This is a genomic window from Tistlia sp. (genome assembly GCF_040905785.1).
Lineage (GTDB): Bacteria > Pseudomonadota > Alphaproteobacteria > Kiloniellales > DSM-21159 > Tistlia.
On sequence record NZ_JBBDQW010000008.1, the window covers coordinates 18,309 to 29,848 of the forward strand.

10 protein-coding genes are annotated in these 11,540 nt (G+C 73.8%); 9 read left to right on the plus strand and 1 reads right to left on the minus strand.

Going from position 1 to position 11,540, the window contains the following annotated elements; genetic code table 11:
- The 6 genes from WD341_RS02440 (at position 1) to WD341_RS02465 (ending at position 7,070) form a co-directional block, all read left to right on the plus strand.
- Positions 1–1,245, plus strand: coding sequence for a flavin monoamine oxidase family protein (locus WD341_RS02440; protein ID WP_368423823.1), 1,245 nt, complete (start codon positions 1–3; stop codon positions 1,243–1,245).
- Positions 1,246–1,553: 308 nt separating this feature from the next.
- A complete protein-coding gene (gene leuB / locus WD341_RS02445; RefSeq protein WP_368423824.1) occupies positions 1,554–2,666 on the plus strand; it encodes a 3-isopropylmalate dehydrogenase in 1,113 nt (370 codons plus the stop codon).
- A gap of 85 nt (positions 2,667–2,751) precedes the next feature.
- Positions 2,752–2,940, plus strand: coding sequence for a hypothetical protein (locus WD341_RS02450; RefSeq protein WP_368423825.1), 189 nt, complete (start codon positions 2,752–2,754; stop codon positions 2,938–2,940).
- Positions 2,941–3,097: 157 nt separating this feature from the next.
- Positions 3,098–4,111: an aspartate-semialdehyde dehydrogenase gene (locus WD341_RS02455; protein ID WP_368423826.1), complete on the plus strand. Its 1,014-nt coding sequence runs from the start codon at positions 3,098–3,100 to the stop codon at positions 4,109–4,111.
- Between the two features lie 36 nt (positions 4,112–4,147).
- Entirely contained in the window at positions 4,148–5,626 is a 1,479-nt protein-coding gene (locus tag WD341_RS02460; RefSeq protein WP_368423827.1) for a tetratricopeptide repeat protein, read from the plus strand.
- Positions 5,619–7,070, plus strand: coding sequence for a tetratricopeptide repeat protein (locus tag WD341_RS02465; RefSeq protein WP_368423828.1), 1,452 nt, complete (start codon positions 5,619–5,621; stop codon positions 7,068–7,070). The genes WD341_RS02460 and WD341_RS02465 overlap by 8 nt, the downstream gene beginning before the upstream one ends.
- On the opposite strand, the gene pdxY is transcribed toward WD341_RS02465, so the two are convergent.
- Positions 7,054–7,908 (minus strand): pyridoxal kinase, encoded by an 855-nt coding sequence (gene pdxY, locus WD341_RS02470; protein WP_368423829.1) that lies wholly within the window; start codon positions 7,906–7,908, stop codon positions 7,054–7,056. The two genes, WD341_RS02465 and pdxY, sit on opposite strands and share 17 nt — an antisense overlap.
- 95 nt (positions 7,909–8,003) lie before the next feature.
- Here pdxY and WD341_RS02475 point away from each other — a divergent pair, with 95 nt between their 5' ends.
- The 3 genes from WD341_RS02475 to WD341_RS02485 all read left to right on the plus strand — a co-directional run bounded on the left by WD341_RS02475 (position 8,004) and on the right by WD341_RS02485 (position 11,434).
- Positions 8,004–8,891: a CoA ester lyase gene (locus WD341_RS02475; protein ID WP_368423830.1), complete on the plus strand. Its 888-nt coding sequence runs from the start codon at positions 8,004–8,006 to the stop codon at positions 8,889–8,891.
- A 51-nt stretch (positions 8,892–8,942) separates the two neighbouring features.
- Positions 8,943–9,845: a LysR substrate-binding domain-containing protein gene (locus tag WD341_RS02480; protein WP_368423831.1), complete on the plus strand. Its 903-nt coding sequence runs from the start codon at positions 8,943–8,945 to the stop codon at positions 9,843–9,845.
- Positions 9,846–9,967: 122 nt separating this feature from the next.
- Complete coding sequence (locus WD341_RS02485; RefSeq protein ID WP_368423832.1) at positions 9,968–11,434, plus strand: catalase; 1,467 nt, start codon at positions 9,968–9,970, stop codon at positions 11,432–11,434.
- Positions 11,435–11,540: the final 106 nt, after the last annotated feature.

The window sequence follows — 11,540 nt, forward strand, 5'->3', positions numbered from 1 at the left end:
GTGAGCCCCGACGTCGTCATCGTCGGCGCCGGCGCCGCCGGGCTCGGCGCCGCGGGGCGGCTCGCCGAGGCCGGGCGCTCCTGCCTGCTCCTGGAGGCGCGCGAGCGGGTCGGCGGCCGGGCCCATACCGTCGCGACCGCTGAGGGCTGGCCCATCGACACCGGCTGCCACTGGCTGCACTCGGCCTCGGAGAACCCTTTCGTTGCGCTAGCGGAACGACGTGGCTTCGCGGTCGACCGCTGCACCCAGGTCTGGGCCGAGGACTGGGCACGCAAGGTGCTGGGCCCGCGCTGGCCGGCCTTAGAGGCGGACTGGGAGCGCCTGGAGGCGGCGGCGCAGGCCGCCGCGAGCGGCGAGGACCTTTCGCTGGCCGAAGCGCTGCCCGCCGATGCGTCCTTCCAGCCCTTCATCGCCGCGGCGATCGGCTGGATCTGGGGCGGCCCGCTCGAGGAGATCTCCGCCACCGACCACCACCGCAGTCGGGAGACCCGGGAGAACTGGCGCCTGGAGGGCGGCTACGGTCGCTTCGTCGCCGACCTGGCGGGCGACCTGCCGCTGCGCCTCGGCCATGCCGTCGAGCGCCTGGAGCGGCGCCCGGGCGGGGTTCGCCTGAGCGGCGCCTGGGGCAGCCTGGAGGCGGCGGCGGCGATCGTCGCGGTGCCGCTCTCGATCCTGCAGGAGGGCCGGCTGCGCTTCGAGCCCGGACTGCCGGCGGCGACGGTCCGCGCCCTGGAGGGCCTGCGCCTCGGCTCCGACAACAAGATCTACTTCCGCTTTCCCGGCGATCCGGCGCGCGACCCCTTCGGCGGCGCGCGGGACTTCCAGACCAACAGCCGCTTCGACAGCGACCGCGCCGCGCACATCCAGGTCGCGCCCTTCGGCCGCGAGCTGGTCGAGGTCTACGTCGGCGGCAGCCACTCGCGCGCCCTCGCCGCGGCCGGCGAGGAGGCGCTCTTCGCCCAGGGCCGCGAGGCGCTGGTCGACTGCTTCGGCAGCGGCGTCGCGCGCCACCTCGAGCCGCTGCTGGCGACCCGCTGGGACAGCGAGCCCTTCGCGCTCGGCGCCTATTCCTACGCCCTGCCCGGGCGCGCCGACGACCGCCGGACCCTGGCCGAGCCGCTCGACGAGCGCCTGGTGCTGGCCGGCGAGCACACCAACGACCTCTTCCCGGCCTGCGCCCACGGCGCCTGGCTGTCCGGCCGCCGCGCCGCCGAGCAGCTGCTGGAGGCGACCCTGCCGGCGTAGCCGGCCCGATCCGATCCTGCCGGCGTAGCCGGCCCGATCCGATCCTGCCGGCGTAGCCGGCCCGGTCAGCGTCGCGGCCAGGAGCGATAGCCGGAGACGGCGAAGGTCAGGATCAAGGGGCAGCTCCCGCTGGCGACCGCGCCGGGATAGGAGAGTCGGCCGCGCGGGGAGGGCGCGCAGGGGGAGGGCGCGCAGGGGGCTCGGGTCTGGCCTGCCGCCCGAAGGCTTGTCCCGCGCCGGTCTTTGGGCTAGAGCGCGGGGCGCTCGAGAACGCCAAGCGGCGCCGAACAACAAGGGGAGCCCACGCCATGCCCGCCAACAAGTCCCTGCTGGTGCTGCCCGGCGACGGCATCGGTCCCGAGGTCATGGGCCAGGTGCGCCGCGTCGTCGACTGGATGGACAAGCGCCGGGCCGTCACCTTCGATCTCGCCGAGGACCTCGTCGGGGGCGCCGCCATCGACGCCCACGGCATCCCGGTGACCGACGCCACGGTCGAGAAGGCGATGAACGTCGACGCCGTGCTGCTCGGCGCCGTCGGCGGGCCGAAGTGGGACAACCTGGACTTCTCCAAGAAGCCGGAGCGCGGCCTGCTGCGCCTGCGCAAGGACCTGCAGCTCTACGCCAACCTCAGGCCCGCGCTCTGCTTCGAGGCGCTGGTCGATGCCTCGACCCTGAAGCCGGAGATCGTCTCCGGCCTCGACATCATGATCGTGCGCGAGCTCACCGGCGGCGTCTACTTCGGCGAGCCGCGCGGCATCGAGACCTTGCCGAACGGGGAGCGCCGCGGCGTCAACACCCAGGTCTACACGACCAGCGAGATCCGCCGGGTCGCCGCCGTCGCCTTCGAGCTGGCGCGCAAGCGCAGCGGCCGGGTGACCAGCTGCGAGAAGGCCAACGTCATGGAATCCGGCGTGCTGTGGCGCGAGGAGGTGCAGAGGCTCCACGACGAGTCCTTCCAGGACGTCGAGCTGTCGCACATGTACGCCGACAACGCGGCGATGCAGCTGGTCCGCAATCCCAAGCAGTTCGACGTCATCGTCACCGACAACCTGTTCGGCGACATCCTGTCGGACGAGGCCTCGATGCTGACCGGCTCGCTCGGCATGCTGCCCTCGGCCTCGCTCGGCGACGTCGACGAGACCGGGCGGCGCAAGGCGATGTACGAGCCGGTCCACGGCTCGGCGCCGGACATTGCCGGCCAGGGCAAGGCCAACCCCATCGCCACGGTGCTGAGCTTGGCGATGGCGCTGCGCTACAGCTTCGACCTCGCCGAGGACGCCGACCTGGTCGAGGCGGCGGTCGAGCGGGTCCTGGCCAAGGGCATCCGCACCGCCGACATCCAGGCCCCGGGCAGCCAGGTCGTCTCGACCGGCCAGATGGGCGACGCCCTGCTCGCCGAGCTCGAGGCGATGGCGGCCTGATCGGGGGGGAGGCGCCGCGTTGACCGGGGTCCGCCAGGGGCGTAGGCTTGGCCGATCACTGACACGCCAGGAGGGTAGACTTTCCATGGCCAAGCTCAGCACCCTGGTCGCCGCCTTGGCGATCCTCGCGTTCACCGGCTCGGCGGCCTACGCCGGCTGCGACGCCCACGACAAGACCGCCCAGCAGACCCCGGTCCAGACCACCACCCAGACCGCGGAGCAGCCGGCGCAGACTCCGAAGCCGGAGACGAAAACTGCGGAAGTCCAGCAGTAGACGCCGGCACGAGACCTTCCAGTTCCGCGAAGGGCCGCCCGGTGGGCGGCCCTTCCGCATTCAGGGCCGGCCCAGGCGCGCCCTCCCGCGAGCCTTGTAAACCGCCGGCCGGCCGCGTAGATGCAGCGCCGGCGCCGAGACGAAAGGAAAGCAGCAGATGGGTTATCGGGTCGCGGTCGTGGGTGCGACGGGCAACGTCGGGCGCGAGATCCTCAAGACGCTGGCCGAGCGCGCCTTCCCGGTCGACGAGGTGGTGGCGCTGGCCTCGGAGCGCTCGGCGGGCCAGAAGGTCTCCTTCGGCGACAAGGACGTGCTCAAGGTCCAGGACCTCAAGTCCTTCGACTTCAAGGGCATCGACATCGGCCTGTTCTCGCCCGGCTCGAAGGTCTCGGCCGAGTTCGCCCCGATCGCCGCGCGCGCCGGCGCCGTGGTCATCGACAACACCTCGCAGTTCCGCATGGACCCGGACGTGCCGCTGGTCGTGCCCGAGGTCAACCGCGAGGCCATCGCCGGCTACCCGCGCAAGAACATCATCGCCAACCCGAACTGCTCGACGATCCAGATGGTCGTGGCGCTGAAGCCGCTCCACGACCGCGTGCCGATCCGCCGCGTCGTGGTCGCGACCTACCAGTCGACCTCGGGGGCCGGCAAGGAGGCGATGGACGAGCTGTTCAATCAGACCCGCGCGGTCTTCGTGAACGACCCGCTCAAGCACGAGATCTTCCCAAAGCAGATCGCCTTCAACGTGATCCCGCAGATCGACGTCTTCATGGAGGACGGCTCGACCAAGGAAGAGTGGAAGATGGCGGTCGAGACCAAGAAGATCCTCGACCCGCGCATCAAGGTGCACGCGACCTGCGTGCGCGTGCCGACCTTCATTGGCCACGCCGAGGCGATCAACATCGAGTTCGAGGACGAGCTGGGCGAGGAGGAGGCCCGCGAGATCCTGCGCGAGGCCCCCGGCGTCTCGGTCTTCGACCATCGCCAGGCCGAAGGCTACGTGACCCCGGCCGAGTGCGCGGGCGAGGATTCGGTCTACGTCAGCCGGATCCGCAACGACCCGACGATCGACTTCGGCTTGTCGCTCTGGGTGGTTTCCGACAACCTGCGCAAGGGCGCGGCACTCAACGCCGTGCAGATCGCCGAGGCCCTGGCCGAAGAGTACCTCTGAGCGGTCGGGCCTCCCGAACGGGGGCAGGGGACCGCCATGGGCGAGGGACCAGGGGCCGTGGAGGGCGCGACGGCCCCGCCCGACCCCGAGGCCGGCCGCATCTTCACCCGCGCCGTCGAGATGCATCGCGCCGGCCGGCCGGTGGAGGCGGTGCGCCACTACGCCGAGGCGCTGGCCCGTGACCCCGCCCACGTCCAGGCGCTCAACAATCTCGGCGTGCTGCTGCGCGGCCAGGGCCGCTGGGCCGCGGCAGAGGCCTGCTATCGCCGGGCCCTGGCCCTGGCGCCCGGCAATGCCGGCCTGTCGAACAACCTGGGTAACGTCCTGCGCGAGCGCGGACGGCTGCGCGAGGCGCTGAGCCACTACCTCGAGGCGGTCGAGGCCAATCCCCAGGACCCCGGCCTGCTGTGCGGCCTCGGCCATGCGCTCGTCGCTCTCGGACGCTACGAGGAGGCCGTGGCGGCTTACCGCTGCGCCCTGGAGCGCCCGCCGCCGCGCGGCGGCGAGGGCGAGGCGCCGCCGGGCGGGCCGGAGCTCGACCTGGCCCTGGCGCTGCTCGCCGCCGGCCGCCATGCCGCCGGCTTCGAGGCGCTGGCGGCCCGGCCTTCGCCGGCGGCACGGCAGGGGCCGTTCCGCGACCTGCCGGACTGGCAGGGCGAGCCCTTGCCGGCCGGCGGCCTGGCGATCCTGGGCGAGGCCGATCCGGGCGACACCCTCTTCTTCCTGCGCTGGCTGCCGGCTCTGGCCGCGCGCGGCCTCGACTACCGGCTCGCGGTGCCGGCCGAGCTCGCGCCGTTGGCGGCGGGCCTGCCGGGCTGCCGACCGCTGCAGGCGGCAGCGGACGCCGAGGGCCTCCTGGCGAAGGCGCGCCTGGCGGCGCTGCCGCACCTGCTCGGGCTGTGCGAGCCGCCGCAGCTCGCCGAGGGCGGCTTCCTGGTGCCGCCGGCAGGGCCGCGGCCGGTGGCGCCGGCCTACCCCGGGCGCCGCCTCAGCGTCGGGCTGGTCTGGTCGGCCGGGAACGCCGGGCGGGGGCCGCAGCGCGACCCCGGCCTGGAGCGCCTGCTGGCCATGGCCGGGTGCCCCGGCGTGCAGCTGCTGGCCCTGCAGAAGGGCGCCGCCGTAGCCGACCTCGTGACCGCCGGCGCCGCCGGGCTGGTCCACGACATGAGCCCGGCCTTCACCGGCCTCGCCGATCTCGCGCGCCTGCTGCCGAGCCTCGACCTGGTGGTCGCCGCCGACGGGCCGGTCGGCGACCTGTGCGGCGCGCTGGGCGTGCCCTGCTGGCTGCTGCTGCCCTTCGCCGGCAGTTGGCGCCATCCGCGCGGCCGCGACACCAGCCCCTGGTACCCGCGCCACCGCCTCTTCCGTCAGCGGCAACCCGGCGTCTGGGACGAGGCGGTGGAGGCGCTGCTGGCGGCGCTCGACCGGCGCCTGGCGGAGACGGGGCCGGAGACGGGGCCAGAGACGAGTGCAGAGACGAGTGCAGAGACGAGTGCGGAGGCCGGCGATGGCTGAAGGCCCCCGCGACGCCATCGAGCAGCTGCGCCTGCAGGGCCTGGCCGCGCAGCGCGCGGGCGACCTCGAGCGGGCCCTCGAGTGCTACCGGCAGGTCCTGGAGGCGCGGCCCGGCGAGGCCGCGATCTGGAACAACCTGGGCGTCGCCTACCGCCGGGCCGGGCGCTACGCCCTGGCGGTCGCCAGCTACCGGCGCGCGCTCGAGCTGCAGCCCGGCGAGGGCAACTTTCACGGCAACCTGGGCAACGCCCTCAAGGACCTCGGGCGGGTCGACGAGGCGGTGGCGTCGCACCGCCGTGCCGTGGCGGCCGCGCCGGGGGACGCCGGGGCCTGGCACAATCTCGGCATCGCGCTGCGCGAGGCGGCGCGCTTCCCGGAGTCCCTGGAGGCCTTCGACCGGGCGCTCGGCCTCGCCCCGGAGCGCCGCGCCCCCGAGCGCTGCGCCATCGAATGGGACCGGGCGGTCTCGCTGCTCCACCTCGGCCGCTTCGAGGAGGGCTGGCGGGCCTACGAGGCGCGCTGGCTGCTCGGCGAGCTGCCGGAGCGGCGTCCCGAGCTGCCCCGCTGGCGGGGCGAGGACCCGCGCGGGCGGCGCCTGCTGGTGCTGCCCGAGCAGGGCTTCGGCGACACCCTGCTGGCGCTGCGCTTCCTGCCGCCGCTGCGCCGGCTCGGCGCCGAGGTCTGGCTGGAGTGCAAGCCCGAGCTCTGGCGCCTGCTGCAGCCGGCCGGGCTCGCCGACCGCCTGGTGCGCCTCGACGAGCCGGCGCTGGAGCCCGACGCGCGGATCCCGATGATGTCGCTGCCGGGCCTGCTCGGCGTCGACGATGCGGCCGCCCTGCCGCCGCCGGTGCCCCTTGCCGTGCCGCCGGAGTCCGAGGCCAAGGTCGCGCGGCTGCTGGCGCCCTTCGTCGGGCGGCTCAAGGTCGGCATCGTCTGGTCGGGCAGCGTCACCTTCCGGAACAACCGCAACCGCGCGGTGCCGCTGGAACGCTTCTTCGGCCTGGCCGAGGTGCCGGGCGTCCAGCTGTTCAGCTTGCAGAAGGGGCCGCCGGAGGAGCAGCTGCGCCGGCAGGGCGCCCAGCCTCTGGTCCACGACCTGGCGGCCCGGCTCGAGGACTTCGCCGACACGGCGGCGGCCTGCCGGCAGCTCGACCTGGTGATCATGACCGACTCGGCGGTCGCCCATCTCGCCGGCACGCTCGGCACGCCGGTCTGGAACCTGCTCGGCTTCGTGCCCTACTGGCTCTACCGGGGCGAGGCGGACTCGACGCCCTGGTACCCCTCGATGCGGCTGTTCCGCCAGCCCCGGCCGGGCGACTGGGACGCGGTCTTCCAAGAAGCCCGGGCGGCGCTCGCCGCGCTCGCCGCAGAGGTTGCCGCCGGGGTTGCCGCCGGGGTTGCCGCCGGGCGCGCGGGGGATGGCGCGGTCACCCGACCTTCCTGACCGAGAAGCGCTGGGGCGCGGCGACCAGCAGCTCCTGGGCGCCGACCAGGTCGACCTCGCGCGCCTCGGCCGCCAGGGTCGCCTCGAGCACGGCGTAGAGCGCGTTGCCGATCCCGCCCAGCGCCTCCGGCACCGGCGTGCCGCGCAGCAGCCGGTCGCACAGCAGGGCGGCGAAGACGTCGCCGGAGCCGCTTGGCGGCGGCGCGAAGGGCAGCAGCGGGGTCGTCAGCATCCAGGCGCCCTCGCGGGCGACCGCGAGGTTCGAGATCTCCCCGGGACCGGGACCGGGCAGCGAGGTCACCACGACCAGCCGGGTGCGCCGGCCGAGCAGGCCCCGGGCCGCGGCCAGGGCCGCTTCCGGGCCGTCGACCGGGCCGCCGCTCAGCAGCTCCAGCTCGAAGGCGTTGGGCGTCAGCACGTCGGCGGCGCCCGCGGCGAGCTCGCGGAAGGTGCCGACCAGCGCCTCGCCGACGTAGAGCCGGCCGAGGTCGCCCATGACCGGATCGCAGACCCAGAAGGCCGCGGGATTGGCGGCGCGGATCCGCACCGCCGCGGCGACCACCGCCTCGGCGTTCTCGGCCGCGCCAAGGTAGCCGGTCAGCAGGGCGTCGACGCGGCCGGCGCCGAGATGGTCGAGCGCGCCCTCCAGCACCGCCCGCACCTCGGCCGGCGGGAACACCGTGCCGGCGGCGAGGCCGTGGCCGAGGTGGTTGGAGAACTGCAGGGTGTGCACCGCGGCGACGGTGCGGCCGAGCCGCTCCAGGGTGAAGACGGCCGCGCGGTTGCCGACGCAGCCGGCGGCGACGTGGGACTGGACGGAGAGCACGAGCTGGGTCATGGCCGCCAAGCTGCGCCAAGCCGCGTGACCATGACAAGCGCCGGGACGGCCCCTATAGTCCCGGGCGACCCCATCCAGCCATCCCGGAGCCGCCCATGGCGACGACCACCGCCCGTCCGCGCCGCAGCCTGCTCTACATGCCGGGCTCCAACGGCCGGGCGCTCGAGAAGGGCCGCTCGCTGCCGGCCGACGCGCTGATCCTCGACCTCGAGGACGCGGTGGCGCCGGCGGCCAAGGCCGAGGCCCGGGCCCAGGTCACCGAGGCGGTCAAGGCCGGCGGCTACGGCGGGCGCGAGATCATCGTGCGCGTCAACGCCCTGGACGGCGAGTGGGGCCGCGACGACGTCGCCGCCGTGGCGACCTGCGGCGCCGACGCCATCCTGCTGCCCAAGGTCGAGTCGGCGGCGACGGTGCACGGGCTGGAGCGCCTGATGGCGGAAGCCGGCGCGCCGGCCGCGACCGGCATCATGTGCATGATGGAGACGCCGCTGGGCATCCTGAAGGCGGCCGAAATCGCCGGCGCCTCGAAGCGCCTGTCCTGCCTGGTCATGGGCACCTCCGATTTGGTCAAGGATCTCGGCGCCGAGCACACGCCCGACCGCCTGCCGGTGCTGGGCGCGCTGTCGCTCTGCATCCTAGCGGCGCGCGCCCACGGGCTGGCGGTCGTCGATGGCGTGCATCTCGACCTCGAGGACGCGGAGGGCTTCGCCGCGCAGTGCCGCCAGGGCCGCGCGCTCGGCTTCGACGGCAAGACCCTGATCCACCCCAAGACCCTGGCCGTCGCCAACGAGGTCTTCGCGCCCTCGGCCGACGAGCTGGAGCAGGCGCGGCGGATCATCGCCGCCCACGCCGAGGCGGCCGAGGCCGGCCAGGGCGTCGTCGTGCTCGACGGCAAGCTCGTCGAGAACCTGCACGTCGAGGCGGCGCGCCGCAGCCTCGCCCGGGCCGAGGCGATCCGGGCGCTGGAGGCGGAGGGCGCCTAGCGCCATGGCAGCTCACGTGGAACGGCGGGGGCGGGCAAGAAGGCGGGGCCCGTGAACCTGCGCGATCTCGCCTACCTGGTCGCGCTGGCCGACTGCGGCCACTTCGGCCGCGCCGCCGAGCGCTGCCACGTCAGCCAGCCGACGCTCTCGGCGCAGATCCGCAAGCTCGAGGCCTTTCTCGGCATCGCGCTGTTCGAGCGGACCTCGCGGCAGGTCGCCCTGACCCCCGCCGGCCGCGTCGTCGTCGCCCGGGCGCGGCGCGTGCTCGAGCAGGCCGACGCGCTGGTCGCCGAGGCCCGTGGCCTGGGCGAGCCGCTGGCCGGGCCGCTCGCGCTCGGCGTCATCCCGACGCTCGCGCCCTACCTGCTGCCCAGCCTGATGCCGGCGCTGGCCGCGGCGCACCCGCGGCTCGAGCCGATCGTCCACGAGGACCTGACCGGGCCGCTGCTCGTCCTGCTGCGCGAGCGCAAGCTCGACGCCTGCCTGGTGGCGCTGCCGGTCGAGGAGCCGGACCTGACCGCGCTGCCGCTGTTCGAGGAGGCCTTCCTGCTGGCCGCCGCCGAGGACGACCCGCTGGCCGCCGCCAACCCGGCGCCGCTGGCCGGCCTGGGCGGCGACCGCCTGCTGCTGCTGACCGACGGCCACTGCCTGCGCGAGCAGGCGCTGGCGGCCTGCCGGCTCGGTGGCGCAGCGGCGCCGGCGCTGGGTGACTTCCGGGCGACCAGCCTGGAGACGTTGCGCCAGCTCGCGATCGCCGGACGCGGCCACACCCTGCTGCCGGCGCTGGCCTGCCAGCGCCCGACCCCCGGGCTGGCGCTGCGACCCCTCTCGCCGCCCGCGAGCCGGACCATCGGCCTGGTGCATCGCGGCTCCGCGCCCCGGGCCGGGGAGCTGACGCTGCTGGCGGCGACGATCCGCGGCGCGCTGCCACCCGGGGTGACGGCCATTACATAGACTGTTCCAATCGTTACGATAGAAACAATCGATTTCACTTCTGAATGGTGCTGCTCCATTCTCCCTCAAGAGCACAGCGACGGCGTCGCAGTTCGCCGATCCCGCTTTCGAGGAGAGCCCGCATGAGCACCCGTCCGACCCTGACCACCACCGCCGGCGCGCCGCTCGCCGACAACCAGAACGCCCAGACCGCGGGTCCGCGCGGCCCGGTGCTGCTGCAGGACTATCAGCTGCTCGAGAAGCTGGCGCACCAGAACCGCGAGCGGATTCCCGAGCGCGTCGTCCATGCCAAGGGCTGGGGCGCCTTCGGCACCCTGACGGTGACCAACGACATCACCGGCTCCACCCGGGCCAGCCCCTTCGCGGCGGTCGGCAAGCAGACCGACCTGCTGATCCGCTTCTCGACCGTGGCCGGGGAGCTGGGCGCGGCCGATGCCGAGCGCGACGTCCGCGGCTTCGCGGTCAAGTTCTACGGCGAGGAGGGCAACTGGGACCTGGTCGGCAACAACACGCCGGTCTTCTTCGTGCGCGACCCCTACAAGTTCCCGGACTTCATCCACACCCAGAAGCGCCATCCGCGCACCAACCTGCGCTCGCCGACCGCGATGTGGGACTTCTGGTCGCTGTCGCCGGAATCGCTGCACCAGGTGACGATCCTGATGAGCGACCGCGGCCTGCCGACCGACGTGCGCCACGTCAACGGCTACGGCAGCCACACCTACAGCTTCCTCAACGCCGCCGACGAGCGCTTCTGGGTCAAGTTCCACTTCAAGACCATGCAGGGCCACCGCCACTGGACCAACGAGGAGGCGCGCGAGGTCGTCGGCCGCACCCGCGAATCGACCCAGGAGGATCTCTACGGCGCGATCGAGGCCGGCGACTATCCGAAGTGGCGGCTCTGCGTGCAGGTCATGCCGGAGGCCGAGGCCGAGACCACCCCCTACAACCCCTTCGACCTGACCAAGGTCTGGCCGCACGGCGACTACCCGCTGATCGAGGTCGGCGTCGTCGAGCTCAATCGCAACGCCGAAAACTACTTCGCGGAGATCGAGCAGGCGGCCTTCTCGCCCTCGAACGTGATCCCGGGCGTCGGCTTCTCGCCGGACAAGATGCTGCAGGCGCGGATCTTCGCCTACGCCGACGCGCACCGCCACCGCATCGGCACGCACTACGAGGCGTTGCCGGTCAACCGGCCGAAGTGCCCGGTGCACCACTACCACAAGGACGGGGCGATGCGGTTCTTCGAGAACATGCCGGTGCGCGACGCCTACTACGAGCCGAACTCCTTCGACGGCCCGGTCGAGGCGCCGGACTTCCGCGAGCCGCCGCTGAAGATCTCGGGCGACGCCGCGCGCTACGACCACCGCGAGGGCAACGACGACTTCAACCAGCCGCGCGCCCTCTTCCAGCTGTTCGACGAGGGCCAGCGCCAGCGCCTCTTCGCCAACATCGCCGCAGCCATGGCCGGCGTGCCGGGCGGGATCGTAGAGCGCCAGTGCCGCCTGTTCGACCAGGTCCACCCCGACTACGGCCGCGGCGTGCGCGCCGCCCTGCTGGCGGCGGCCAGGGACGTGAAGGCGGCGGAGTAGGGGCTCGGCTCCACCGGCCGTCCTCGGCCGGCGCGCCCACGCCCCTCGACAGGCGTGCGCGCCGCCCTGCTGGCGGCGGCCAGGGACGTGAAGGCGGCGGAGTAGG

What these genes read in the sequence shown, in the direction of transcription:
- leuB (WP_368423824.1), top strand. Translation starts at nt 1,554, where the DNA reads ATGCCCGCCAACAAGTCCCTGCTGGTGCTGCCCGGCGACGGCATCGGT.
- WD341_RS02450 (WP_368423825.1), top strand. Translation starts at nt 2,752, where the DNA reads ATGGCCAAGCTCAGCACCCTGGTCGCCGCCTTGGCGATCCTCGCGTTC.
- WD341_RS02455 (WP_368423826.1), top strand. Translation starts at nt 3,098, where the DNA reads ATGGGTTATCGGGTCGCGGTCGTGGGTGCGACGGGCAACGTCGGGCGC.
- WD341_RS02460 (WP_368423827.1), top strand. Translation starts at nt 4,148, where the DNA reads ATGGGCGAGGGACCAGGGGCCGTGGAGGGCGCGACGGCCCCGCCCGAC.
- WD341_RS02465 (WP_368423828.1), top strand. Translation starts at nt 5,619, where the DNA reads ATGGCTGAAGGCCCCCGCGACGCCATCGAGCAGCTGCGCCTGCAGGGC.
- pdxY (WP_368423829.1), bottom strand. Translation starts at nt 7,908, where the DNA reads ATGACCCAGCTCGTGCTCTCCGTCCAGTCCCACGTCGCCGCCGGCTGC.
- WD341_RS02475 (WP_368423830.1), top strand. Translation starts at nt 8,004, where the DNA reads ATGGCGACGACCACCGCCCGTCCGCGCCGCAGCCTGCTCTACATGCCG.
- WD341_RS02485 (WP_368423832.1), top strand. Translation starts at nt 9,968, where the DNA reads ATGAGCACCCGTCCGACCCTGACCACCACCGCCGGCGCGCCGCTCGCC.